The sequence below is a fragment of the Pseudomonas sp. CCOS 191 genome (assembly GCF_001007005.1).
GTDB lineage: Bacteria > Pseudomonadota > Gammaproteobacteria > Pseudomonadales > Pseudomonadaceae > Aquipseudomonas > Aquipseudomonas soli.
The window spans coordinates 4574419-4599071 of sequence record NZ_LN847264.1 but is presented as its reverse complement, the minus strand read 5'-3'; the positions used below and the strand labels follow the sequence as shown (position 1 = coordinate 4599071).

Sequence of the window (24653 nt, the reverse complement as noted above, 5' to 3'; positions counted from 1 at the left end):
GATGAACCCGACAAGCGTCTTGCGGGGCTCGGCCGACGACGGGGCGCAGCCCCAGCGGCTGGCCCGCGACAACCAGGCCCTGGAGAGCCTGCTCGAACGCCTCGAAAGTCTGGTGGGGCAGGGCTACATGGACGTCATCGGGCGGGTGTTCCATTCGATGCCGACCAAGCATGCCTCGGTCAGCTTCAGCGAGCATGCCAGGGTCCCCGAGCGCCGTGACGTGTTGCACCTGGGGTCGTACAACTACTCCGGGCTCAATGGCCATCCCCGTATCAACGAGGCGGCCATCGACGCCATACGCCATTACGGCACCACCTCCAGCGGCGTGCGCCTGCTCAACGGTACCAGCGAGCTGCACCTGGAGATGGAGCGGCGCCTGGCGCAGTTCCTCGGGGTCGAGGCGGTGATCACCTTCTCGTCGGGGTTCGCCGCCAACCTGGCAGCCCTGGGCACCCTGTGCCGCGAGGGCGACGTGGTGCTCAGCGACATGCTCAATCACCAGTCGATCGTCGATGGCCTGCGTCTGAGCGCGGCGCGGGTAGTGCCTTACCGCCATGCCTCGCTACGCAGCCTGGAGAGCCACCTGCAGCGCCTTCCCGCGCAACAGCGCAAGTTCATCGTCACCGATGGCGTGTTCAGCATGGACGGCGACCTTGCTCCGCTGGACCGGATCGCCGAACTCGCCAGGCGCTACAACGCCTTCCTGGTCGTCGACGATGCCCATGGCACGGGGCACCTGGGACCCCATGGGCGGGGCACGCCGGCGTTGTTCGGGGTAGCGGGGCAGGTCGATGTGCTGACCGGCAGCCTGAGCAAGGGGTTGCCGGGTGTCGGCGGCTTCATCGCCACTCGCCATGAAACCGCCAGCCTCTTGCGTGCAGGCGCCAACCCTTACATTTTCTCGGCGTCGCTGCCGCCCCCTGTGCTGGCCTCGATCATCGCCGCGCTGGATGTGCTGGAGGCTTCGCCACAGATCATCGAGCAATTGCGCGACAAGACCGAGTACTTTGTCGCGACCCTGCGCGCCCGTGGCTTCGACCTGCTCGACACACGCAGCAGCATCATCCCACTGATGACCTACGAAGAGCACAAGGCCTACGAGCTGGCCAAGGCCTTGCACCTGCGCGGCGTCTACGTCAATCCGGTGGCTCACCCGGCGGTGAGCCGTTCGCGTGCCCGGGTGCGCATCAACCTCAGTGCCAATCTCACCCGAGAAGAACTCGACTACAGCATCGAGGCCATCACCGACGTTGGCCGGACACTGCGGCTGATCGATGCGCACGGAGCCCGGGATGGCCGTCGTGTTTGAGTGGACCCGGCAACTGAGTGATATCGGACGGAGCGAATGGCAGGCCTGCTTCGGCGCCGGCAGGGTGACCGCCTCGTACGAACTGCAGCAGGCACTGGAGCGAGCAGGCATCGTCGACAGCTTTCATTACCTCAGGGTGCTACGTGACGGGCGGTTGGTCGGCATCGTGCCGTGTTTCGTGATGGACTATTCGCTGTCCGACCTCGCGCCGGTGGAGGTTCAGGCCGTGGTACGGCAGGCGCGCAGGGTGTACGGGCGCTTGCTCAAGGCACGCCTGTTCGTCATCGGCAGCCCGTTGGCGATCTGTTCCGACCTGCTGGGCCTGCCCGGGGTACGGGATGGGGCCTGGGATCCGGTGCTTGCGATGCTGCATCAGGAACTGCAGGCCAAGGCCGACGCGTTGGGTATCGGGTTCGTCTGCCTCAAGGAGTTCGACCAGGCCCTGCAGCGGCGGCTTTCAGCGGCGTTCGGCGAGCACTACCTGCTGTGCCGCAGCCCCGACACCACCTTTGTGAGCACTGCGGCGGTGAATGGCATGGGTTATGTCGACAACATGCTCAGCAAGTACCGCAACGTGTTGAAGAAGCGCCGCAGGACGTTCGACGAAGCGGGCTTGCGCTGGGTGGTCGAAGTGAACTTCGCCGATCATGCAACACAAATGCATCGGCTCTACCTGAACGTGCTCGAACGCTCCAGCACCCGATTCGAGCGTCTCTCCGAAGCGTTCTTCCGTGAGGTTTGCCACTGCCTTGGTACCCAGGCCTACGCCTTGCTCTGCTTCGATGAGCAGCGTCTGGTGGCGTTCGAGTTGTTCCTCGCGGGCGATGCGTTGCATCCGCTGTACCTGGGCATCGATTACGCCTATCGCGATGCCGGCAGCCTGTATTTCAACTGCCTGTACCGCATCGTCGAGGAGGCCGAGCGTCGTGGCGTGCCGTACATCGAGCTGGGCCAGACCAGCTACGAGGCCAAGTTCAGCATCGGGGCCGTTTCCTCACCGCTGTATTTCTACATCCGCCATCGTCGAGTCTGGGTCAACCGACTGTTGTACCTGCTGCGCGACGGACTGTTCCCGGCGCCGCAGATTCCGGCGCTGCGCAATGTGTTCAAGCACCACGATGCCTACCTGGACAGTCTCAAGGCCCAAGGATTGCTCGACCATGCTGATTGAAACCTACGACCTGGATACCTGGCAGGTGCAGGTTTTCGACAGCATCGACGACCTCGACCAGAGCCTGTGGGACAGCACCCTGGCCTTCCATCATCCGTTTCGCAGCCACGCGTTCATGCAGGTGGTCGAGGCTTGTTTCCACGATCGTGACTACCGCTACCTGGTGGCGCGCCGGCCTGGATCGGCGCAAGTCGCCGGGATGCTGTTTGTCACCCAGCAGGACCTGGACCTGATGGCCGAAGCGCCAGCCTGGTTGCGCCGTGGCGTTGGCCCGCTGCGGCGGCTGGTGCCGCGGATCGGCATGCTGAGGGTGGCCATGCTGGGCTGTTTCGAAACGGCAGGGCAGCACTGGTGGGTAGCGCCTGAGCATGACCAGGACGAACTGTTCGCGCTGCTGGTGACCAGTGCCGAACGGGCGCTGCCGCGGGCCCGGGTGCACGTGGTGCGTGACCTGGACCGCGAGAACGCCAGTCATGCCGCATTCGACGGCCTGCTGCACAGGCGCGGCTTTCGTCATTGCCACAACTACCCCCTGGCACTCATCCACCTGCACGGCCTGGACTGGGCAGGGCATTACGCCCGGCTCAAGGCAAACAGCCGCAAGATCCTCAAGAAGGCACTGAGCAGTTTCGAAGCCTCCGGTTACCGGGTACTTCATCATGAGGGCGAGGTACCCGGCCTGGAGCGGCTGTACGAGCTGTATGTGTGTACACACCGGCATGCGACCGAGTACCAGCGCGAGCAATTGCCACTGGCTTTCCTTCAGCGCCTGCAAGGCAGTGACCAGGCCGTGTTCTCGGTGTTACTTGATCCGAATGACCGGGCCGTGGCATTCGTGCTCAGCGGTGTGGGCGAGCGGGTCATCAACCCGTTCCTGTTTGGCCGTGACTATGCCGTGGACCTGCCGGTTAATGCCTACTATGTGCTGCACATCGACCTGTTGCGCCGGTTTGCCTCGCCGGCCACGGAGCGGGTCGACCTCGGTATCACCAACTATTTCGTCAAGCAGAACCTCGGCTCGCAGCTCAGCGGCAGCGGCCTGTACCTGAAGCTGAAGAACCCCGTCCTGAACAGGATCCTAGGACCTCATGTCGCAGAAATGTTCGATATCAAGCAGCCCAGCCAGCGCCGCGTCTTCCGCGCCGCCGCCCAGTCAGAAGCGGAACCGGCAGGCCCTGCGTGACGACTTCACGGCCAGGTCGAGCCGTCATCGGCAACAGGTCGTCCGGCTGTCGGCACGCCTGCGCAAGACCGAGTGGGCGCGCCTGCTGGTGTTCCTGGCCATGCCCACCCTGGCCTGGCATGGCTATGAGAACGGCTTCGCGCCGTGGCTGTGGTTGGCCTTCGGCGGTTGCCTGGCGCTGTTCGTGGCGCTGGTCCGGCGTCATGCCGGCCTGCGCGAGCGTATCGCCCACCAACAGCACCGGGATACGCTCAATCAGTGGGCCCTGGCACGGCTGGACCGGCGTTTCGACGACCTGCCCGCGTGTCCAACCAGCCTGCATCCACTGTTCGACAAGCAGGACCTGGACATCAACCTGTTTGGCCCGGCATCGCTGGGCCAGCTGTTGTTCAGCCAGTCCACCAGCCTGGGTGACGAACGCATCGCCGCCTGGCTGACCCTGCCGGCCACCACGGCTCAGCAGGCCGAGCGCCAGGCGGCCATTGCCGAGTTGGTCGAGCGCCGGAGCCTGCGTCAGGCCCTGGCGGCTCACGCGCTGCAGATCAATGCGCGTGGCTACGGGCTGGGGCGGCTGGCCGCATGGGTGGTTCGGGTGGATGCCGGGGTGTTCCCGCCGGCGCAGGTCGTACTGGGGTTGCTTGCCACGCTCGCCAGCCTCGGTGGCGTCGTGGCGGTGCTGGCCGGCGTGGTACCGCCGTTGGCGTTGCTGGCCTGCATCGTGGTCAATCTGATGTTCTACGGCTGGCGGGCCAAGGCCTGGCACAAGGTGTTCGACGGTGCGGACGATACCGCCGATGCGCTTGGTGGCTTGTCGGACTGGTTGGCCCTGGCCGTTGCGCAGCGGTTCGACAGCCCGGGCCTGAGCCGCCAGGTGGCGCGCCTGCAGGGCGATGGCCGGGCACCGGCAGCGGCGATTCGCCAGCTTGACGGCATCCTCGGCTACGCCCGGTTGCGGCACAACCCGACCGTCAGCGTGTTCGCCCAGGCACTGCTGCTCTGGGACTTCCATTGCGCCCGTGCCCTGGCCCGCTGGAAGCGCGAGCAATGTCGTCGCTTGCCCGAGTGGCTGGAGGTGGTCGCCGAGCTGGAGGCCCTGGCAGCCTTTGCCGGATTGGCGGACGAGAACCCGGGCTGGTGTCGGGCCGAAGCCATCGGCGAGGCCGAGATTCATGCCGAGGCGGCCAGTCATCCGCTGATTCACCCGGAGCGGGCGGTCGCCAACCCGATCGATCTGGTACCGGGGCGGGTCACGGTGATAACGGGCTCCAACATGTCGGGCAAGACCACCTACATGCGTACCGTGGCCCTCAATCTGCGCCTGGCACAGGCCGGCTCGGTGGTGGCGGCGCGGCATTTCGCTTTCGGGCGGATGCGCATGGTCTCGTCGATCTCGGTCAGCGACTCGCTGGAACAGGGGTTGTCGTACTTCATGAGCGAGGTCATGCAGGTCAAGGCGGTGATCGACACTGTGCGCCAGGCAGCGGAGCCGGTGCTGTACCTGCTCGACGAGCTGCTCAAGGGCACCAACGAGAAGGAGCGCAACCTGGCGATCATCGAGATCCTGCGCACCCTCTGCGCCCATCAGGCACTGGGCATGCTCACCACCCACAACGTGGCGCTGGCCACCGCGCCTGAACTCCAGGGGCTGGGCAGCAACATCTACTTCGAAGAAGGTTTCGAAGAGGGCGAGGCACAGGTGCTGCGCTTCAACTATCAGCTGCGCCACGGCATTTCGCGCAACACCAACGCCATCCGCCTGCTGCGCAGCATGGGAGTGCTCAAGGGTGACTGACACACTGGACATGGGCGGGCAGCTCGCCGATGCCGGGCATGTCGGCCAGGTCGTGCCGCTGGTCGCCAGCATCGCGCCGCAACCCCTGGCGTTCATCTACGGGACACGCCATCTGGAGCCTTACCTGGCGCACGCCTTTGCCCGCAACCTGGGTTGGTTTGGCCACGCCCGGCATCGGGTGCTGGTGCAGGCAGGGGAATGCCATGGGGTTGTGGCTACGCTTGGTGCCCGCGAAAAGACCCGTTTCGACCTGGCCCTGCTCACCTCGATACTGCGTTTCTATCCGGGGCTGTCCGGGTTGCGGGTGATCCGCCGCCTGCAGCGGTCGGTGGCGCGCCATCCGCGGCCTGGTCACGATGCGTTGTGGCTGTACAACCTGGCCGTGGCGCCCCAGGCGCGCGGGCGGGGGCTTGGCACGCGGCTGCTGCGAGGCGCCATCGCCCGGGCACGGGCGGCGGGGCATGGGCGCCTGCAACTGGATGTGGACGCCGACAACCAGCTGGCGCAGCGCTTGTACCGGGCCCATGGTTTCCAGGTTGACAGCGAGATACCGGGGGTGTGTTGCGACGGTTTTCTGTTCGCCGACCAGTTGCGCATGAGCCTGGATCTGGGCAACCGCGGATAACGATGCGAAAACTTGCGTCTCACGCCGGGCCGGTCAGTGCTAGTCTTGCATACCCCCATTCGAGGGGGCCTATCAGCCCTATATGGACAGCAATCGGTTCTATTCATGAAGAAATCAGTAGGCATCCTTTCCGGTCTGGCCGTGGCCATCGCCGTCGCAACCACCGCTGGCGCCTGGTACACCGGCAAGCAACTGCCCGCGGAGCTGGAACGCTCCGTTGCCCGCGGCAACGAAGAGCTGAAGAAAGCCCTGGTCGGTAACGGCGGCAGCATGACCATCGAGCTGGTCTCGCTGGACCAGCACTTCTTCACCAGCACCGCGCACTACCGCCTGAAGGCCGAGAACGTGCAGCTCGGCGAGGCCGAGGCGCTGAACTTCCAGGTTGGCGTGACCGACCAGATCGAGCACGGTCCGTTCCCCTGGTCGCGGGTCAAGGCGTTCAAGCTGATGCCGGTCATGGCCACCAGCAACAGCGCTTTGGACAAGGATGACTTCACCGCGGGCTGGTTCACCGCCGCCGGCGACAAGGCACCGGTCACCGCCCAGGTCAGCCTCGGCTACAACGGCAGTGTCGACAGCGATATCCGCCTGGCGCCGGTGACGCTCAAGGAAGACGGCGGCAACGTCCTGGACTTCTCCGGCCTGCAGTTGCAACTGCGCGGTGACCGCGACGGCAAGGCAGTGGAGATCCACGGCAATGCCGAGCACCTGGAGTTGAATTTCGTCGATGAGCAACAGGCGCCGGTGAAGATCCTGCTCAACGGCTTCAAGGCCGGTGGCAAGCTCCACGAAACCGCTCACGACATGGTCTATGTCGGCAACTTCGACCTGGCCCTGGCCGACACCCAGGTGACCTTCGGGCCGAAGCAGGAAGTGCTGGTGCTCAAGGGCCTGCAGCAGAACAACCTGTACAACGCCGAGGGCGAGGCCAAGGACAAGCTGGCCGGGCGCCTGGAATACAAGGTTGCCGATATCAGCTATGCCGGGCGCAAGGTTGGCAGCGCGGAAATGGTCCTGACCATGAAGTCCATCGACATTGCGGCCATGCAGGCGCTGATGGAGTGGTACCAGACCCAGCTGCCGCAGATGCAGCAAGCGGCGGCCGAGGGCGAGGCCCCGTCGCTGGACATGACCCCCGAGGAACAGGCCAAGATCCAGGGCGACCTGCAGAAGCTGCTGGTGGCCAAGCCGCAGGTGGCGGTGGAGAAGCTGGCGTTCAAGACCGCCAATGGCGAGAGCCACTTCAACCTGGCGATGGACTTCGCCAGCCCGAGCTCGTTCGACCTGCCGCCTGACCAGCTGGGCAAGCAGCTGCTGACCCAGCTGAAGGCCAAGCTCAGTGTCTCCAAGCCGATGGTCGGTGACCTGGCCACGTTGCAGGCGCTGCTCGACGGCGAGACCGACGCCCAGGCCATTGCCCAGCAGTCCAGCCAGGCTGGCGAGATGCTCGGCATGATGGCGCTGCAGAGCGGCATGGCCACGGTAGAGGGCACCGATGTGGTATCGAGCCTGCAGTATGCCGATGGCATGGTCGACTTCAACGGCAAGAAGATGACCGTCGAAGAGTTCGCCATGCTGATCAGCGGCCACCTGGCGGCGTTGCAGCCGCAGGGCTGACCCTTCGGGCAGACCCGCTCCCATCATCGTGGGAGCGGCGATGCGGCGACCCGACTTGCCCCGCGACGGAGGGCTGCAAAAACCCCTTTTGCATCCTTCCGATTGCCTGTAGCCTTCGCGTCCGATAATAATCCGCGCCCGCAGAGGGGCCGAGACGCTGGCCGTCCGGCACCGCTAGCCGATCTGCCAGGGCCGGGTGATACACTCGACTGACGCGCTCAAGCGCCCTGCAGGTCCAGCGATCATGACCCAGATTTCCGAACGCCTGTTGGTCCAGGCGCACCTCGATGCCAAGCAGCCCAACCCGCTGACGCCCGCGCAGGAGGCCGATTACCGTGCGGCCATCGCTGCCGAGCTGAAGAAGCAGAACGCCGTGCTGGTGGCCCACTACTATTGCGATCCGGTGATCCAGGCCCTGGCCGAGGAAACCGGCGGCTGCGTGTCTGACTCGCTGGAGATGGCGCGCTTCGGCAAGAATCATCCCGCCGAGACCGTGGTGGTGGCGGGGGTGCGCTTCATGGGCGAGACGGCGAAGATCCTCACCCCGGAAAAGCGCGTGCTTATGCCGACCCTGGAAGCGACCTGCTCCCTCGACCTGGGTTGCCCGGTCAAGGAGTTCTCGGACTTCTGCGACCAGCATCCCGAGCGCACCGTGGTGGTCTACGCCAACACCTCCGCGGCAGTTAAAGCCCGGGCCGACTGGGTGGTGACCTCCAGCTGCGCGCTGGAAATCGTCGAAAGCCTGATGGACAACGGCGAGACCATCATCTGGGGCCCCGACCAGCATCTGGGTCGCTACATCCAGAAGCAGACTGGTGCCGACATGCTGTTGTGGGATGGCGCCTGTATCGTTCATGAAGAGTTCAAGTCGCGCCAGCTGGCCGACATGAAGGCGCTGTACCCGGACGCCGCGATCCTGGTGCACCCGGAGTCGCCGGAAGCGGTGATCGAACTGGCCGACGCGGTAGGCTCTACCAGCCAGCTGATCAAGGCGGCGCAGACCCTGCCGAACAAGACCTTCATCGTCGCCACCGACCGCGGCATCTTCTACAAGATGCAGCAGCTGTGCCCGGACAAGGAGTTCGTCGAGGCGCCGACCGCTGGCAACGGCGCGGCCTGCCGCAGCTGCGCGCACTGCCCGTGGATGGCCATGAACACCCTGGAGCGGGTGCTGGACTGCCTGCGTAATGGCAGCAACGAGATCTTCGTCGAGCCGGCGCTGATCCCCAAGGCGATCAAGCCGTTGAACCGCATGCTCGACTTCACCCAGGCGGCGCGGTTGAAGTTGTCCGGTAACGCCTGACCGGTTGCACAAACCATCGCGGGGCAAGTCGGGTCGCCGCGATGGTTTCTGGCTGTGTATCAGCGCCCCATCATCTCCTTGACCATGCGCTGCTGCTCCATGATCTCGCGCTGGCGCTGGTCGATCTGCGAAGCCAGCGGGAAGTTGCTGCCTGAGCGGCGCTTGGCGTAGTCAAGCTGCTGGATCGCCTGGTCGAAGTCGCCGACCAGGGTGAAGTATTCGGCGCGCGCGCGGTGCAGGCCGATGGTGTTGCCCGACAGCCCGCGCACTTCGGCCACGTCGTACCACACGTCCGGATCATCTGGCCGGTTCTTGACCAGGTCATCCAGCACCTTTTCCGCTTCGGCCGGCTTGTTCTGCTTGACCAGCAGGTCGGCGCGCACCTGTTTCAACGGGTAGTTGCCCGGGTACAGCGCCTGCATGCGCTGGGCGCGCTGCTGGGCGTCGGCCAGGCGGTTGTTGGTGATGTCCAGGTCGATCTGCGCCAGGTTGTAGGTGATGTCGTTGGGCGCCTTGGCCAGCAGTGGCTTGAGGTTCTCCCGCGCTTCGTTGAGCTGGCCGCCCTTGATCTGCGCCAGGGCCAGGCCGTAGCGGGCGGCATCCATGTTCGGGGTTTCGTCGAGCTGGGCGCGGAAACGCTTGGCGGCCATGCCTGGCGTGCCTTCGTAGGTGAGCTGCACGCGGGCGCGGATCAACTGGTAGCGCAGGCTGTCTTCCACGCCGCCCTTGGGCGCCTGTTCGGCGCGGTTGCGGGTGTCGGCGATACGCGATTCGGTGACCGGGTGGGTCAGCAGGAATTCCGGCGGCTTGGCATCGTAGCGGTACTGGCGGGCCAGGCGCTCGAACATGCTGGGCATGTTGCGCGGATCGTAGCCGGCCTTTTCCAGGTTGAGGATGCCGAAACGGTCGGCTTCCTGTTCGTTCTGCCGGGAAAAGCGCCGCTGTTCCTGGATTGCCGCGGCCTGGGTGCCGGCGATCACGCCAATGCCGGCATCGCCGCCGCCGCCCGCCGCCAGCACGATACCGGCCAGCAAGGCCGCCATCATCGGCAGCTGCATGCGTTGCTGGGCCTCGACGCCGCGGGCGAAGTGGCGTTGCGACAAGTGCGCCAGTTCGTGGGCCAGTACCGAGGCGTACTCGCCTTCGGTCTGGGCATTGAGGAACAGGCCGCCGTTGACCCCGACGATGCCACCGGGTGCGGCAAAGGCGTTGAGTTCCTTGCTGTCGATAAGGATGAACTCCAGACGCCGGTCCTGCAGCTGGCTGGTCTCGGCCAGCTTGTACACGCTGGTCTCGACGAAGTCCTTGAGCTGCGGGTCGTTGAGCTGGTTCACCTGGCCGCGCAACAGGCTCAGCCAGGCGCGGCCGAGCTGGTGTTCCTGTTGTGGCGAGACGATCGCGGAGCTGGCGTCGCCCAGTGACGGCAGGTCGTCGGCGTGGCCGGGCAGGGCCAGCAGGCAGGCCAGCGTCAACAGGGTGGGGCGCAGTAGATTCATGCAGAAGCTCGCGTCGGTCAAAAGCCTTACTGTAGCCGGGTCGCGCGATGCCGACCAGTGGCGGTATCCTAGCGGCCTTCCCCATGCGGTCCTGGAGCGCTGCCCGATGAGTGACACCCCGACTTGTGACGCCGAGCTCGATGCCAGCGGTCTCAACTGTCCATTGCCGCTGCTCAAGGCGAAGATGGAGCTCAATCGCCTGGCCAGCGGCGCGGTGCTCAAGGTGCTCGCCACCGACGCCGGTTCCCAGCGCGACTTCCGCACGTTCGCCCAATTGGCAGGTCATACGCTGCTGCATGAAACGGCCGAGGCCGGGGTCTACACCTACTGGCTGCGCAAGGCCTGATTCCCTTCATTAGGCTCTATACGAAACGCCTTGATACTTGTTCATGCTGCGTTGAAAACAGCCTCGGAATGCTCATGTACTCTAGTACACTCCGCTTCCTCGGCTGTTTTCGCCTTGCCTGATCTGCGTCTCAAGACGTTTCGTACAGAACCTAGGATCGTCAATGTTCAAAGTGCTTCGCGACTGGATGCAGCGCTACTTCTCCGACGAGGAGGCAGTGGTGCTTGCGGTCCTGCTGTTCCTGGCCTTCACCGTGGTGCTGACCCTGGGCGGCATGCTCGCGCCGGTGCTGGCGGGCATGGTCCTGGCGTTTCTCATGCAGGGGCTGGTCAATGCCCTGGAGCGCTTGAAGGTGCCGACGCGGCTGGCCGTCTGGCTGGTGTTCGCGCTGTTCATGGGCGCGCTGGCGGTGTTCATGCTGGTGCTGGTGCCGCTGCTCTGGCATCAGCTGATCACCTTGTTCAACGAGCTGCCCGGCATGCTCGGCAAGTGGCAGTCGCTGTTGCTGCTGTTGCCCGAACGCTATCCGCACCTGGTGTCGGATGAGCAGGTGCTGCGCGCTATCGAGTCGGTCCGCGGTGAAATCGGCAAGTTCGGCCAGTGGGCGTTGACCTTCTCGCTGTCGAGCCTGCCGTTGTTGGTCAATGCCATGATCTACCTGGTACTGGTGCCGATCCTGGTGTTCTTCTTCCTCAAGGATCGCGAGCTGATCGGGCGCTGGGTCAGTGGCTACCTGCCGCGTGAGCGCACGTTGCTCAACCGGGTGGGCGACGAGATGAACCGGCAGATCGCCAACTATATCCGCGGCAAGGGCATCGAGATCCTGATCTGCGGGATTGCCACCTATATCGCCTTCATCAGCCTGGGCCTCAACTATGCCGCCTTGCTGGCGCTGCTGGTGGGGCTGTCGGTGGTGGTGCCGTATGTCGGCGCGGTGGTGGTGACGGTGCCGGTGACCCTGATCGCGCTGTTCCAGTGGGGCTGGGGCGACCAGTTCATCTACCTGATGGCGGTGTACGCGATCATCCAGGCGCTTGATGGCAACGTGCTGGTGCCGCTGCTGTTCTCCGAGGCGGTGAGCCTGCACCCGGTGGCGATCATCTGCGCGGTGCTGCTGTTCGGCGGGCTGTGGGGGTTCTGGGGGATCTTCTTCGCGATCCCGCTGGCGACGCTGTTCAAGGCGGTGCTGGATGCCTGGCCGCGGCAGGAAACGTCTGTGGCGCCGATGTTGTAGCCTTTTGGGTCTGAGGCGGGCTGTCGTGGGAGCGGGCTTGCCCCGCGATTGAGTTCTATCGCGGGGCAAGCCCGCTCCCACGTCGGTGGTCCGGCGTCAGGCTCACGCCTTGCTCAGGGCCTGCGCCGCCGCAAGCACGGCATCCACATGCCCGGGCACCTTCACCCCGCGCCATTCCTGGCGCAGCACACCGTCCTTGTCGATCAGGAAGGTGCTTCGGTCCACGCCCAGGTATTCCTTGCCATACAGCTTCTTCAGCTTGATCACGTCGAACAGCTGGCACAGCGCCTCGTCCTTGTCGCTGATCAGCTCGAAGGGAAAGGCCTGCTTGGCCTTGAAGTTCTCATGCGACTTGATGCCGTCGCGCGAAACGCCGAACACCACAGTGTTGGCGGCCTGGAATGCCGCGTGCTGGTCGCGGAAACCCTGGCCTTCGGTGGTGCAGCCCGGAGTGCTGTCCTTGGGGTAGAAGTACAGCACCACTTGCTGGCCTTTCAGCTCAGCCAGGCTGACGGTCTGGCCGCTGGTGGCCTGTACCTGGAAATCGGCGACGGGTTGGTCGATTGCTACGGCCATGGGAGCCTCCTTAGACAGGGTTCTGTGGGCGCCACGGTTCAATCAGCGCGTCCAGGTTCAGGGCGTCGGCGAAGTCGAGGAACTGGTCGCGCAGCCAGCTGATCTGGGTGCCGGCCGGCAGGATCACGGTGAACTGGGCGTTGAGCATGCTGCTGCCGGTCTGCGGGGCGAGGTAGGTGTCGCAGGTCATCGCTTCGAGCTCGACGCGGTGGTCGAGGAAGAACTGGCACAGCTCGTTGATGATGTCCGGGCGATAGGCGGCGCTGACGTAGGCCACGTAAGGCAAGGCCTGCGGGCGCACCTCCTGGTCGGCGCTGCGGACCACGTCCAGCGTCAGGCCGTGCTTCTTGCCCAGGCCCGGCAGGGTGGCCTCGAGGCGGGCCAGGGCATCCCAGCTGCCGCCGACCTGCAGCACCAGGGCGCTGGTTTCGCCGTGGCGCGACAGGCGCGAGGTGACCACCGCGCAGCGATTGTCGAAGGCGGCGCGGCTGAGGACGTTGGCCAGCTCCATGGGGTTGGGGCCCAGGGCGCTGATGACGAGGAATTGTTCGCGAACGGTGGGGGTGGACATGCAGCATTCCTAAAGCGATGAGCGGTCGGTACAGGACGGGGGCAAGCCTCCTTTTCCAGCAGGGCCCCGGCCGGTTTGGGCGGCTGTGGACGCAGGCGAGGAGCACTGTCGACGGCCCGACGGGCCGCGCTGTATCGATCAAAGGATCAAGGGTAGCGAAAAGCGGCGCGAAGGGGAATGCTCCGCCCGCCTGCTTCGCTTGTGCAAGGCCGATGGCGCCAGTACCATTACCGCTCTCTTTTTCCGGCAGGAGCAATTACATGATTGCGGGCAGTATGGTGGCGTTGGTCACACCCATGGATGCACAAGGGCGTCTGGACTGGGACAGCCTCGACAAACTTGTAGACTTCCACCTGGAAAACGGCACCCACGCGATCGTAGCTGTCGGCACCACCGGCGAGTCCGCCACCCTGGACGTCGAAGAGCACATCCTGGTCATCAAGCACGTGGTCGAGCGCGTCAAGCACAGCAAGAAGCGGATCCCGGTAATTGCCGGTACCGGTGCCAACTCCACTGCCGAAGCCGTGCACCTGACCCAGAACGCCAAGAATGCCGGCGCCGACGCCTGCCTGCTCGTCGTGCCTTACTACAACAAGCCGACCCAGGAAGGCCTGTACCAGCACTTCAAGCACATCGCCGAAGCCGTCGACATCCCGCAGATCCTGTACAACGTGCCCGGCCGCACCTCCTGCGACATGCAGGCCGACACCGTGATCCGCCTGTCGAAGGTCAAGAACATCATCGGTATCAAGGAAGCCACCGGCGACCTGGTCCGTGCCAAGGCCATCCTGGAAGGCGTCGACAAGGACTTCATCGTCCTGTCCGGCGACGATCCGACCGCCGTCGAGCTGATCCTGATGGGCGGCAAGGGCAACATCTCCGTCACCGCCAACGTCGCCCCGCGCGAAATGGCTGACCTGTGCGAGGCCGCCCTTGAGGGCAATGCCGAGAAGGCCCGCGCAATCAACGAAAAACTCATGCCGCTGCACAAAGACCTGTTCTGCGAAGCCAACCCGATCCCGGTGAAATGGGCGCTGGTTGAAATGGGCCTGATGCAACAAGGTATCCGCCTGCCGCTGACCTGGCTGAGCGAAGGCTGTCACGAAAAAGTCCGTACTGCCTTGCGCCAGTCCGGCGTACTGGTTTAATCGAGGAAGTACACCGCATGAAGCGACTGGCTGGTCTTTCCGCTCTCGCCCTGATCATTTCCAGCACCAGTGGGTGCGGTTGGCTGTGGGGCGAGGATGGCTATTTCCGCGACCGTGGCAGCGACTACCTGCAGGCGCAGCCTACCGCGCCGATGCAGCTGCCGCCGGACGCCAGCAACGTCAAGCGCCTGGATCCGCTGCTGCCGATCCCGCGCAACGTAGCCGACGATCGCGCCACTGGCGAGTTCGAGGTACCCCGTCCACAGCCGCTGTCGGCCACCGCCGACATCAGCGATTTCAGCCTGCAGCGCAGCGGCAACAGCCGTTGGGTGCTGGCCCAGCGCTCGCCCGCCGAAGTCTGGCCGGTGACCCGCCAGTTCTTCGAGGACAACGGTTTCCGCATCGCTGAAGAGCGCCCGCAGACCGGCGAATTCAACACCACCTGGCAGCGCTTCGACGAACTGTCGGCTTCCCTCGGCCAGCGCCTGGCCAGCACCTCCAGCAGCCCGGACAGCGAAGTCCGTGTGCGGGTGCGCATGGAGCCCGGCGTGCAGCGCAACACTTCCGAGGTGTATGTGGTCAGCGTCGAGCGCCCGGCCGGCAGCACTGCCGAGCCTGACTTCCCGTCTGCCTCCAGCAACACCGGCACCGACGCCCTGCTGGTCGACGAAATGCTCGCCAGCATGAACCGCAGCGCCGAGAAGGGCGGGTCGGTCTCGCTGCTGGCCGCGCGCGACTTCGATGCCCCGAGCCAGGTCAGCCTGAGCGAGGACGGCAGCGGCAACCCGGTACTATTCCTGGGTTCCGACCTGGACCGCGCCTGGTCTGGCGTCGGCCGCGCCCTGGAGCAGGGCGAGTGGCGTGTCGAGGACATCAACCGCAGCCTGGGCCTGTACTACATCAACCTGTCCGAGAAGCCCGACGACAAGCAGAAGGAGCCCGGCTTCTTCAGTCGCCTGTTCGGCAGCGAGCCGAGCAAGGAAGAGCGTGAAGCCCGCGCCGAGCGCTATCAGGTACGCCTGAGCAAGGTGGGTGATAACGTCCAGGTGACCGTCGAGAAGAACATCAACACCGTGGCCCCGGCCGATGTCGCCCGCCGCGTGCTGAGCGCGATCCAGGACCACCTGGGCTAAGTGCGCTTCGCGGTTCTGGGAAGCGGTAGCCAGGGAAACGGCACGCTCATCGCCAGTGGTGACACGGTCATCCTGGTCGACTGCGGCTTTTCCCTGCGCGAGACCGAGCGGCGCCTGGCGCTGCTCGGGGTTTCGGCCACGCAGTTGAGCGCAGTGCTGGTGACCCATGAACATGCCGACCACGTACATGGCGTGGGGTTGCTGTCACGGCGCTACAATGTACCGGTCTACCTCAGCCAAGGCACCTTGCGCGGCATGCGCAAGCCGGTGGAGGTGGCCGGTTTTCTCGGTTGCGGCGATGTCGTGCAGATCGGCGATCTGCAGGTCAGCGCGGCACGGGTCGAGCATGATGCCTACGAGCCGTTGCAGTACGTGATCAGCGACGGTCGCCGCCGCTTCGGCATGCTCACCGACCTGGGCAGCTACGACGCGCAGTTGTTGGAGCGCTATCAGGGGCTCGATGCCCTGCTGATCGAAGCCAACCATTGCCGCGACCTGCTGGCCCGTGGGCATTACCCGCGCTTTCTCAAGCTGCGGGTCGGCGGCAGCCAGGGACATTTGAACAACCACCAGGCCGCGAGCCTGGTGGCCGAGTTGGGCTGGCAAAACCTGCAGCACCTGGTGCTGGCCCACCTCAGCAGCAAGAACAACCTGCCACATCTGGCCCGCCAGTGCTTCGTCGACGCCCTCGGGTGCGACCCGGACTGGCTCCAGGTGGCGAATCAGGATCAAGGGCTCGACTGGCGCCAAATCGCCTAGCCCACCTACTCAAGCAAGCGGAGCCCATCATGGAAAAACGCGACGAACTCTACCGCGGCAAGGCCAAATCGGTTTACAAGACCGACGACGCCGACCGCTTGATCCTGCTGTTCCGTAACGACACCTCGGCGTTCGACGGCAAGCGCATCGAACAACTCGACCGCAAGGGCATGGTGAACAACAAGTTCAACGCCTTCATCATGCAGAAGCTCGAAGAAGCCGGCGTGCCGACCCAGTTCGACAAGCTGCTGGGCGACAACGAGTGCCTAGTGAAGAAGCTCGACATGATTCCGGTCGAGTGCGTGGTGCGCAACTACGCCGCCGGTAGCCTGGTCAAGCGCCTGGGCGTGGAGGAGGGCATCAAGCTGGAGCCGTCCACCTTCGAGCTGTTCCTGAAGAACGACGAGAAGGGCGACCCCTTCATCAACGAATCCCACGTTGTCGCCTTCGGCTGGGGCACCGCCGAGCAACTGGTGGAGATGAAGAAGCTGTCGTTGAAGGTCAACGAAGTGCTGAACAAGCTGTTCGACGACGCAGGCCTGCTGCTGGTCGACTTCAAGCTGGAGTTCGGCGTGTTCCACGGCCAGATCGTCCTGGGCGACGAATTCAGCCCGGACGGCTGCCGCCTGTGGGACAAAGAGACCCGCAAGAAGATGGACAAGGACCGCTTCCGCCAGGGCCTGGGCGACGTGATCGAAGCCTACGAAGAAGTTGCCAAGCGCCTGGGCGTACCGCTGTAAGCGGCGCGTTCACGCAAGCGCCTGATACCACGCGAATTTTTTTCAAAAAAGGTTTGCCAGAAACGAAATCACTGGTATGATGCGCGCCATTGGAGAGATGCCGGAGTGGTCGAACGGGACGGATTCGAAATCCGTTGTACTGGCAACAGTACCTAGGGTTCAAATCCCTATCTCTCCGCCATACGCGAAGTAGCCGAAGCCCCTGAAAACGTTGAGTTTTCGGGGGCTTTGTCGTTTAAGGGGGCTGTCAGGGCGTAGGGCGCGCTGCATCAGTACCGCTAATCCAGCGACGTGCGGGCATTTACCTCAAGTCTGGGTGTAAGACAACGAGTGTCCTGTCTCGGACGTACGGTCTCTTTTGGCGAATGGCGGCGCCGGCCGGGCGCTCAGGTCGTCGCCCAGAGTGAACAGCTAATTTCCGAGACAGCACGCTAGTTCTGTACGAAATCTACCTCCTTATCCCGAAGATCGCTTCACGTCACAAGCCCGAAGCAGGAGCCGTATGCGGTAGTTCCTACGTACGGTTCTTTGCGGGGGCAGGTACTGCCATCGCTACCGTATCTTGATTGGTCCTTGTGTTACTGCGTCAAGGGTTTCACCCTTCGTATAGCCGCAGTCGTATCTGTCCTTTTCGTTCAGGCGCCCCTTGGAAGTCGTTCTCCAGATAGTTGGCCAGTATAGGCAGGATGCCGCACAGGCGAAGAATAGCGGTAGTTTCTTTATTCTGAATTTCGGCCGTTATTGGTAAGCCTGTTCGGGAATTTTATACATGAAGTGAAAAGCTTTGTATTCTTCCTTAAAGATTGGAATAAATTTGTTACATCTTCATTTATTAAAATTCTGTCCGCAAGGCTTCCCGATGTTATTTTTTGGAGGTGCGTGCCGTCAGGTGTCAGTGGCTTACTGAGTGGGTGGCAAAAAAGTATTGGTTGTTTTGGCTCTGATTGAAAATTCAGAGTCCAAGGTTTTTATAGTCTTGTTTCAAGACGTCAGGGTGGACTATGGACAGTCAAAAATTGAAGCTTTTGTTCTTTGGGGTGGACGGCGCTTCATACACGGTCATGAAAGATCTCATGGCGCGTGGCGTGCTACCTAACTTCAGTGCGTTGGCAGCTCAAGGCGGACATGGTGTCCTGCAGGCAACTTTCCCCCCCCACACGGCACCTGGCTGGGCATCCATGTTTACCGGTGTTTCGCCTGGGGAACATGGTATCTATCAATTCTGGGCCACTCAGTCGCCGAACTATCGTTTCAGTGCCATGAACGCTGCGGACTATCACCGCGAGCCTTGTTGGTCGGCCCTTGAGCGCCAGGGGTTGAAAGTCGGTGTCTACAACATACCCATGACACACCCACCGGTAGAGCCCGCCGGTGGTTACATGATCAGTTGGCCCTTGGCAAAGACCTTGCGTTATACCGCTCCGAGTGAGTTGATGCATGAGCTTATGCAGGCAGGTATGCACTATCACTCCGATATCGTGACTATGTATCGTGGGCAGGATGATTACTGCGCGCAGGCAACCAATTTTATCAGAGGGCGTGCGGAAACTTGTAGTTTTCTGCAAAGCACCCGTCCAGTGGACGCACTATTTGTCGTGTTCACGGAAGTTGATCGCGTCAGCCACTACTACTGGGGTGATCAGCAAAAACCTGGGGCGGAGGTCGAAGCGTGTTACACCGAAATCGATCGGGCGCTGGGGCAAGTCATGCGCCTTGTTGATGACGAAACGTTGGTGGTTGTGGCCTCTGATCATGGCTTTGGCTTATGCGAGGCGGATTTTAGCGTGCATGAGTTTCTGCTGGAGCATGGCCTGCTTGCCTGTCGTCATGAACCGGTGAGCCCTGCGAGCACTGCAGGGGCGGATGATCCGAGCGTGCGCTCCTGGTTCGATGCGCCGGGGCTGTACCGCCGCACCGTCGACTGGGCGCGGACTAGCTTCTATATGCCCACCCCAGGCTGCTTTGGGATCAATGCCAACCTTCTGGGGCGTGAGGCGCAAGGGTTCTTGAGCGAGGCGCAATTGCCTGCGGCCGAGGCAGACCTGCGAGCTGCGCTGGCGGGGCTGGTGGATGAACAAGGCCAGCCCTGGTTCACCCTGGTCAGACGCGATGAAGTGTATGCCGGTGATTGTCTGCAACAGGCACCGGATTACCTGCTCATACCGAAGAACTTCACAGTGATGCCAACACCTTCGCTCGGCGGGACGGTTTGGAGCGCCCCGGCGCAGGGGGGCGTGCACCGACCGGACGGCGTGCTCTTCGTGCGGGGGGCGAGCTTCCCGGCCAATGTCGCTCTTCAGGCCCGTATAGAGGATGTTTTCCCCACGATTCTTGCTCACCTTGGGCTGACGGTTCCTGAGGACCTGGAGGGTCATTGGTTGATCGATCCGGCCTGGGAACTCCGCCGTGAACCTGGACGACGGGCTGCCGGCGGTAGACGAATGAGCGAGCAGGAGCAGCATTTCATGGATGGACAACTGCAGCAAATCGGGTACTTCTAAATGCAAAGCGCACAGTTTACGGATGCCGCAGCAGGGTTAATTCCCCTGACCAACCTGGGCGAAGTGGTCGAGCCGCCAGCGACTAATCCATTGCACTCGAGTGTCGACTTCCGCCATCCAAGGCCGATGCGAGTTTGTTTTCCCGTGCTGCTCGACGGCGATCTGGTGATGAGCTCGGAGCATCTGGGGGTCAGCTACCTGGTTGCCATCTTGCGCAATCTGGGAGCCGAGTGCCGGGTTGTGGAGGTCAAGCCCGTGGCCGGTGGCGATGAGCAGGCTATCGACGAAGTCGTGGCCTTCTCGCCCGATCTGATCGGTTTTTCACTCACCACAGTGACGGTCAGCCATGCAACGGCCTTTGGCTCGGCTCTGCGTGCGGCGCTGCCTGAGAAGGTCGCATTCCTGGCCGGTGGGCCATTGGCGACCTTTCTAGGCTCCAAGCTGCTGGACAACCCCAACTGGGCATTTCTTGACGCGCTGGTGCGCGGTGAGGGTGATGTTCCCCTTGTGCGCTATGTCGAGGCCTTCTGGGATCACCAGGACTACACCGTAGTACCCAGTCTGAGTTGGCGTGAGAGCAATGGTGTGGTCATCGACAACCCGATCGGCAAACCCGTTCCGGAGCTCGACATGCTGCCGGAGCCGGCCCGTGACCAGTTCGAGATCAACAGTGGAAAACTGCCTTACCTGCGTCTGGCGACCACTCGTGGCTGCACTGCCCGCTGTACGTTCTGCAATGCGCCTCATGCGGGCAACAAGGTCAATCCCGGCAAGCTCTGGCGCGCTCGGACACCGGACAACATCGTCGATGAAATCGAACGGTTGTATCACCGGTACAACTTCAACACCTTCGACTTCGTCGATTCGACGTTCGAGGATCCGGGGGGAGCGCCGTTCGCCAAGCAACGTATCGCCGATATTGCCCAAGGCATTCTCGATCGGGGTATGAAGATATATTACAACTGCTGCATGCAGGCCAAGAACTGGCACGAAGAAGACAAACCGTTACTGGACCTGCTGTACCGCTCGGGCCTGGAAAAAGTACTGATCGGTATCGAGTCCGGCTCACAGATCGGCCTGGACCGGTGGAAGAAGAAATCCACCGTCGAGGACAACAAGCGTGCCATCGAACTGGTGCGTGGGGCTGGGATCTATGTTGCCTTCGGCTTCATTGCCTATCACCCCTGGTCCTCTTTCCAGGAGATTCGCGACAACAACGACTTTTTGCGTCGATACATGGGCCACAACCTGCGCCGTTATACGGTACGCCTGGAGCTCTACCCAGGCGCGGAAGCGGTCGAGACCCTGCGCAGCGAAGGCAAATTGCACGAAGACTTCGATGTCTCGCTCAATGCCTTGAGTTACGACTTCGAAGACCCTCGCGTGCTCAAACTGTCGAACGTGAGCGCGCTGCTGTACGGCGAAAAATATGCCGAAGAGGGGATCATCGAGAAAGAACCGGCGGTTTTCGAATTCGAGACATACGACATTGTCATGCACACGTTCATGTCGCGCCTGCGCCGTTCGGTTCTCGAATCACCCCGTGGTCTTGAAATTCTGGAGTCCGGTGAAGCCCGTGCGACTGAGTTGCGTGAGGCAATGAGTGCTTTCAATTATGCACTGGTGTCCGAGATGACCGATCTGGCCGAGCGTGAGGCACTCGACGACAGCTATGCGCATGCCAAACGCCCAGAGGTCGAGCAGTTCTATCGGCAAAAGCTCAGCGAGCTGCGCCAGGTGCAATTGGGCATCAGTATGCAACTGCACCGCGCCGGGTTGAGCCTGCGTGATATCCAGTTCAGTAAAGGTGCCTGAACCATGAGCCATGCAGAGCCTGTCAATTTCCTTGGCCATCGTCAGTTGCTTGGCAACGACCTGGTCATCAATGAGGACTCCTGCAACCTGGGGTGTGCCTATTGTCTGACCGGGCAGAGCAACATGAAGTCGTCTCATGAGGGCAAGCTGATCTTCCAGCCCCCGGTACATGATGTCTATGGTGCAGAAAGCGATCTGGGACAGAGGCTGCATGCTGTCGTCGAACGGGTCAACCAGAGCTTCCGGCCACCGTTGCTCAAACTGACCGGAGGCGAGATCTTCATCATCAAGGACATCATGACGTTCATCGAACGCATGTCCCCCTTGCATGAGGTGCTGGTGGTCCAGACTAACGGCCTGCCATTGACCGAAGACAAGGTCCGACGTCTGGTCGAGCTGGGTAACGTGGTGGTTCAGATCTCACTCGATAGCAGCAATGCAGAAGGCAATAGTTACCGTGTGCAGTCACCACGCATTCATCGAATGATCATGGATCGCATCGAGATGGTGTTGCAGGCTGGGCTGCCGCTGGAAATCTATGGTGTGCTCAACGACCGTAGCGCCCCGTACCTGAGTGAGTTCGTCGAGTGGTGCGCGCGATTCGCGGACAACCCACCGCAATTGTTCCCGTTCCCGGTTCGAGGGCCGGACAGCGAAGCCTTCAAGGTCCGGCCTGAGCAGTATCAGCATATCGATCAATTGCTCGAACTGTGCGATCAGTATCCCGAGATTCTTCCGCCCAAGGCGTACTTGCAACGTTTGAGCGCGTTCTACCGGGATGGGTACCGCAGCTGGCGTTGCCACTTGCCACGCCTGGTGCTTTCGACATTCAGCGACGGGGTCGCCACGCCGTGCCCGAATATCTGGTTTCACAACATGGGTAACCTGGTCAGCGGTGACTGGCAAAAGGCGCTGGCACCGGTCAATCGCTCGCCGTTCTACCAGTTGCTGCTCGCCGAACGGCCTCGTCTGGATGCATGCAAGGGCTGCTTTACACCCTGGGACACGCTGAGCTTGTACTTCGAGGACGTCATCAGTCTTGATGAATTGTGTCGTGCGCCGTCCTACGCCCCGCAGGTCATCAGAGAGCTGCTCGAACGTGCCAAGGAGGATTACCGTCGTGGCGTTTGAGTCCTGGTTCGATGATGTCCTCGAGGGCCCCGTGCTGGATGCCGTTGCCGCTAGTCGCCGAAGTGGCTGGGAGCGGCAATTGGATGAGTTGGCACAGCAGGGGCAGCGTCGTGTTCTGCTGGTTTTGGACAGTAGTATCGAGCACGCGGCCTTGATGCTGCTGGTGCTGGCTCACGGCATTTCGCCGCTGCTGGTGGCGGGTGATACTCGGTCAGACGAGCTGTTGCGTTACGCATTGCGCGGGAGCGTTCGCAAGGCACTTGAGCTTCGTGACGGCGAGCTGCGAGTCAGCGAAATGCACGATATGCCGGTAGAGCCGGATGTCGATCAACCGTTGGGGTTGTGCCTGATGACCTCGGGGACCACGGGTGAGCCTTCACTGGTGGTAAGAGAGCTGTCCAGTTGGCGCGACGAAGGTCTGCGTTATTGCAACCTGTTGCGGCTTTCACCGGACGACCGGGTGCTGTTCGTCGCCCCGATCTACCATGCATACGCGCTGGGGTGGCTATGGGGGGCGATTCTGGCTGGCACCGAGGTCGAAATCTGTAAACCCATGGAGCTGGGGGCGGCACAGCATGCGCTGCGCGAACGGGCCACACACTGCGTGCTCACGCCGATGCTTGCTGGGTTGTTGGCGCAGCGAGCAGGCGTTGGAGGGCAATGCCACCGGCTCAAGGTGGCAATGTCTGGGGCGGGACCTGTGGATCAGGCGCTGGATAGGCAATTCGAGCAGGCCTACGGTGTAGGGCTTTCGCGCAACTACGGCAGCACCGAGAGCGGTGCGCTGTTTGGCGGGGTGGCTCCGTTGCCCGGTTTTTCGATCGGTTTTGCGCTGCCCGGTATCCGGATTTTTGACGAGCCTCCAGCGGGCGAGCCCTTCGTGTTGCGTGTCCTGCTAGAGAATGGCCAGCTTCACGATACGGGTGACATCGTCCAGCGGGGAGCTGATGGCTATACCGTGATGGGGCGGCAAAGCAGCGCCATCCGCCGTGGTGAGCGCTGGATTTCGCCATTCGAGATCGCCTCGGTGATTGCAGGGCACACCTCTGTCATCGACTGTACTGTGCGTGCGGTCGTGTCGCGGCAGATGGGCAACGACCATATCTTCGCGTTTGTAGTCTGGGATCTGCACCGTCCCTGGGACGAGGTGCAGCTTCGTGCCTACTGCCAGGAGCGCCTCGGCGCGGGCAAGGTGCCTGATCGCTTCGAACGAGTGGTTTCGATACCACGCGCCAGCACCGGAAAACCGCTGCTGAGTCGTTACTACCGACCGGCCTCGAGTGAGGTGCTGGTCTCGGCGGCGCAGGCATACAAGCGTTCGCTGCTGCTGCTCGGCCTGTGGCAGAGCGGTGCGCTGCGGTTGAGCGCCCAGGGGCTGAGCGTTGACCAGATTGCTCAGCGGACGGGGCTTCATGCTTCGACATTGGCGGCCGCCTTCGAGATCGCCGCAGCCTGCGGGTTGGTCTCGCAGACACGTGAAATGGTAAACGAAACGCAGCAACTGGAGGATCTGGCCCCGATGCTGGACCTCGAGGCATTGAATGTTCGTGGTTGCAACCATCCGGATCGTCTGGTCGAGGTGCTCTCCCAGGGGACCTGGCAACGGCCGTTCGAACGGGATGCTGAACAGCTGGATGAATTGCCTGACGTGTACCAGCGGGTCGTGGCTGGCCCGCAGAAACGGCTGTTGGCACAACTGGCCTGGCGCAGTGTATCGCGAACCACGACTGACACCTTGCGGGTGCTGGATGTGAGCGCCACTGGGGCGACCTATACCCAGGTACTGCTGGAACGGGAAGGGCTCGATTGCACCGCCAGTCGGGTCGTGCTGGTGGGCGGCCTCAATCAGCTGGATATCGATATCCCCGTGGCTTTCGACCTTGCCCTGCCGAGCGGTGGTGGCACGCACTTCGATGTCATCGTCCTTGACAACACCCTGCATCAGGCCTCGGTAGCACAGGGCTTAGCCGGGCTTATGGAGTGCTTGGCTCCCGGAGGCAGGGTCATCGTCGACGATATCTTTCTACAGGACGGGGATTCGGCAGGGGTCGGGCTGGACTGGCTGACCCATGGAGGGCATGCCTACCTGCGTCTGAGTGATCTGATGGCTTTAATGAGCAGCCTGGGCTTCAGCGGGCACGAGTTGTCTCGGCGTGTTTCAACGATTTTCCAATGCACGATTTCATTCACCAAGGAGCTGTGA

The 24653-nt window shown here is 62.6% G+C and carries 20 protein-coding genes and 1 tRNA gene; 18 read left to right on the top strand and 3 right to left on the bottom strand.

Going from position 1 to position 24653, the window contains the following annotated elements:
• The first annotated feature begins 1 nt into the window (after position 1).
• The 7 genes from CCOS191_RS20430 to nadA all read left to right on the top strand — a co-directional run bounded on the left by CCOS191_RS20430 (position 2) and on the right by nadA (position 9000).
• Complete coding sequence (locus tag CCOS191_RS20430; RefSeq protein ID WP_052752649.1) at positions 2 to 1309, top strand: aminotransferase class I/II-fold pyridoxal phosphate-dependent enzyme; 1308 nt, start codon at positions 2 to 4, stop codon at positions 1307 to 1309.
• Entirely contained in the window at positions 1293 to 2480 is a 1188-nt protein-coding gene (locus tag CCOS191_RS20425) for a GNAT family N-acetyltransferase (RefSeq protein WP_052752648.1), read from the top strand. The genes CCOS191_RS20430 and CCOS191_RS20425 overlap by 17 nt, the downstream gene beginning before the upstream one ends.
• Positions 2470 to 3663 carry a GNAT family N-acetyltransferase gene (locus CCOS191_RS20420; protein ID WP_046856753.1) on the top strand — a complete coding sequence of 398 codons (1194 nt, stop codon included), beginning with the start codon at positions 2470 to 2472 and terminating at the stop codon, positions 3661 to 3663. Before CCOS191_RS20425 ends, CCOS191_RS20420 begins: the two co-directional genes overlap by 11 nt.
• On the top strand, positions 3569 to 5455 hold the full coding sequence (locus tag CCOS191_RS20415; protein ID WP_046856752.1) for a MutS-related protein: 1887 nt from the start codon (positions 3569 to 3571) through the stop codon (positions 5453 to 5455). The genes CCOS191_RS20420 and CCOS191_RS20415 overlap by 95 nt, the downstream gene beginning before the upstream one ends.
• Positions 5448 to 6080 carry a GNAT family N-acetyltransferase gene (locus tag CCOS191_RS26875; RefSeq protein WP_156177669.1) on the top strand — a complete coding sequence of 211 codons (633 nt, stop codon included), beginning with the start codon at positions 5448 to 5450 and terminating at the stop codon, positions 6078 to 6080. The genes CCOS191_RS20415 and CCOS191_RS26875 overlap by 8 nt, the downstream gene beginning before the upstream one ends.
• A gap of 105 nt (positions 6081 to 6185) precedes the next feature.
• Positions 6186 to 7697, top strand: coding sequence for a YdgA family protein (locus CCOS191_RS20405; RefSeq protein WP_046856751.1), 1512 nt, complete (start codon positions 6186 to 6188; stop codon positions 7695 to 7697).
• Between the two features lie 244 nt (positions 7698 to 7941).
• On the top strand, positions 7942 to 9000 hold the full coding sequence (nadA, locus tag CCOS191_RS20400; RefSeq protein ID WP_046856750.1) for a quinolinate synthase NadA: 1059 nt from the start codon (positions 7942 to 7944) through the stop codon (positions 8998 to 9000).
• A 59-nt stretch (positions 9001 to 9059) separates the two neighbouring features.
• On the opposite strand, the gene CCOS191_RS20395 is transcribed toward nadA, so the two are convergent.
• Positions 9060 to 10496 carry a M48 family metalloprotease gene (locus CCOS191_RS20395; RefSeq protein ID WP_046856749.1) on the bottom strand — a complete coding sequence of 479 codons (1437 nt, stop codon included), beginning with the start codon at positions 10494 to 10496 and terminating at the stop codon, positions 9060 to 9062.
• A 106-nt stretch (positions 10497 to 10602) separates the two neighbouring features.
• Here CCOS191_RS20395 and CCOS191_RS20390 point away from each other — a divergent pair, with 106 nt between their 5' ends.
• The gene (locus CCOS191_RS20390; RefSeq protein ID WP_023630920.1) at positions 10603 to 10842 is read left to right on the top strand and encodes a sulfurtransferase TusA family protein; all 240 of its coding nucleotides are present in this window, start codon (positions 10603 to 10605) and stop codon (positions 10840 to 10842) included.
• Positions 10843 to 11005: 163 nt separating this feature from the next.
• Positions 11006 to 12076: an AI-2E family transporter gene (locus CCOS191_RS20385; protein WP_023630921.1), complete on the top strand. Its 1071-nt coding sequence runs from the start codon at positions 11006 to 11008 to the stop codon at positions 12074 to 12076.
• A gap of 102 nt (positions 12077 to 12178) precedes the next feature.
• Here the strand turns inward: CCOS191_RS20385 and CCOS191_RS20380 are convergent, their stop codons facing one another.
• Positions 12179 to 12652, bottom strand: coding sequence for a peroxiredoxin (locus CCOS191_RS20380; protein ID WP_046856748.1), 474 nt, complete (start codon positions 12650 to 12652; stop codon positions 12179 to 12181).
• 10 nt (positions 12653 to 12662) lie between these two features.
• Positions 12663 to 13223 (bottom strand): glycine cleavage system protein R, encoded by a 561-nt coding sequence (locus CCOS191_RS20375; protein WP_038705592.1) that lies wholly within the window; start codon positions 13221 to 13223, stop codon positions 12663 to 12665.
• A gap of 260 nt (positions 13224 to 13483) precedes the next feature.
• Between CCOS191_RS20375 and dapA the strand changes: the two genes are divergently transcribed.
• The 9 genes from dapA to CCOS191_RS20330 all read left to right on the top strand — a co-directional run bounded on the left by dapA (position 13484) and on the right by CCOS191_RS20330 (position 24653).
• A complete protein-coding gene (gene dapA, locus CCOS191_RS20370) occupies positions 13484 to 14371 on the top strand; it encodes a 4-hydroxy-tetrahydrodipicolinate synthase (protein WP_046856747.1) in 888 nt (295 codons plus the stop codon).
• Positions 14372 to 14388: 17 nt separating this feature from the next.
• A complete protein-coding gene (gene bamC / locus CCOS191_RS20365; protein WP_046856746.1) occupies positions 14389 to 15504 on the top strand; it encodes an outer membrane protein assembly factor BamC in 1116 nt (371 codons plus the stop codon).
• The gene (locus CCOS191_RS20360; RefSeq protein WP_046856745.1) at positions 15505 to 16263 is read left to right on the top strand and encodes an MBL fold metallo-hydrolase; all 759 of its coding nucleotides are present in this window, start codon (positions 15505 to 15507) and stop codon (positions 16261 to 16263) included.
• A gap of 29 nt (positions 16264 to 16292) precedes the next feature.
• Positions 16293 to 17003 (top strand): phosphoribosylaminoimidazolesuccinocarboxamide synthase, encoded by a 711-nt coding sequence (gene purC, locus CCOS191_RS20355; RefSeq protein ID WP_046856744.1) that lies wholly within the window; start codon positions 16293 to 16295, stop codon positions 17001 to 17003.
• 91 nt (positions 17004 to 17094) lie between these two features.
• A tRNA-Ser gene (locus CCOS191_RS20350) sits at positions 17095 to 17184 on the top strand.
• An 820-nt stretch (positions 17185 to 18004) separates the two neighbouring features.
• A complete protein-coding gene (locus tag CCOS191_RS20345) occupies positions 18005 to 19504 on the top strand; it encodes an alkaline phosphatase family protein (protein WP_046856743.1) in 1500 nt (499 codons plus the stop codon).
• Positions 19505 to 21319: a B12-binding domain-containing radical SAM protein gene (locus CCOS191_RS20340; RefSeq protein ID WP_082120471.1), complete on the top strand. Its 1815-nt coding sequence runs from the start codon at positions 19505 to 19507 to the stop codon at positions 21317 to 21319.
• A 3-nt stretch (positions 21320 to 21322) separates the two neighbouring features.
• Positions 21323 to 22450, top strand: coding sequence for a radical SAM protein (locus CCOS191_RS20335; protein ID WP_046856741.1), 1128 nt, complete (start codon positions 21323 to 21325; stop codon positions 22448 to 22450).
• Positions 22440 to 24653, top strand: coding sequence for an AMP-binding protein (locus tag CCOS191_RS20330; RefSeq protein WP_046856740.1), 2214 nt, complete (start codon positions 22440 to 22442; stop codon positions 24651 to 24653). Before CCOS191_RS20335 ends, CCOS191_RS20330 begins: the two co-directional genes overlap by 11 nt.

Excerpts from the sequence above, each read along its gene's own strand:
- CCOS191_RS20335 (WP_046856741.1), top strand. The coding sequence starts at position 21,323 with ATGAGCCATGCAGAGCCTGTCAATTTCCTTGGCCATCGTCAGTTGCTT.
- purC (WP_046856744.1), top strand. The coding sequence starts at position 16,293 with ATGGAAAAACGCGACGAACTCTACCGCGGCAAGGCCAAATCGGTTTAC.
- nadA (WP_046856750.1), top strand. The coding sequence starts at position 7,942 with ATGACCCAGATTTCCGAACGCCTGTTGGTCCAGGCGCACCTCGATGCC.
- CCOS191_RS20345 (WP_046856743.1), top strand. The coding sequence starts at position 18,005 with ATGGACAGTCAAAAATTGAAGCTTTTGTTCTTTGGGGTGGACGGCGCT.
- dapA (WP_046856747.1), top strand. The coding sequence starts at position 13,484 with ATGATTGCGGGCAGTATGGTGGCGTTGGTCACACCCATGGATGCACAA.
- CCOS191_RS20425 (WP_052752648.1), top strand. The coding sequence starts at position 1,293 with ATGGCCGTCGTGTTTGAGTGGACCCGGCAACTGAGTGATATCGGACGG.
- CCOS191_RS20385 (WP_023630921.1), top strand. The coding sequence starts at position 11,006 with ATGTTCAAAGTGCTTCGCGACTGGATGCAGCGCTACTTCTCCGACGAG.
- CCOS191_RS20390 (WP_023630920.1), top strand. The coding sequence starts at position 10,603 with ATGAGTGACACCCCGACTTGTGACGCCGAGCTCGATGCCAGCGGTCTC.
- CCOS191_RS20395 (WP_046856749.1), bottom strand. The coding sequence starts at position 10,496 with ATGAATCTACTGCGCCCCACCCTGTTGACGCTGGCCTGCCTGCTGGCC.
- CCOS191_RS20420 (WP_046856753.1), top strand. The coding sequence starts at position 2,470 with ATGCTGATTGAAACCTACGACCTGGATACCTGGCAGGTGCAGGTTTTC.
- CCOS191_RS20415 (WP_046856752.1), top strand. The coding sequence starts at position 3,569 with ATGTCGCAGAAATGTTCGATATCAAGCAGCCCAGCCAGCGCCGCGTCT.
- CCOS191_RS20340 (WP_082120471.1), top strand. The coding sequence starts at position 19,505 with ATGCAAAGCGCACAGTTTACGGATGCCGCAGCAGGGTTAATTCCCCTG.
- CCOS191_RS20375 (WP_038705592.1), bottom strand. The coding sequence starts at position 13,223 with ATGTCCACCCCCACCGTTCGCGAACAATTCCTCGTCATCAGCGCCCTG.
- CCOS191_RS20405 (WP_046856751.1), top strand. The coding sequence starts at position 6,186 with ATGAAGAAATCAGTAGGCATCCTTTCCGGTCTGGCCGTGGCCATCGCC.
- CCOS191_RS20430 (WP_052752649.1), top strand. The coding sequence starts at position 2 with ATGAACCCGACAAGCGTCTTGCGGGGCTCGGCCGACGACGGGGCGCAG.
- CCOS191_RS20380 (WP_046856748.1), bottom strand. The coding sequence starts at position 12,652 with ATGGCCGTAGCAATCGACCAACCCGTCGCCGATTTCCAGGTACAGGCC.
- bamC (WP_046856746.1), top strand. The coding sequence starts at position 14,389 with ATGAAGCGACTGGCTGGTCTTTCCGCTCTCGCCCTGATCATTTCCAGC.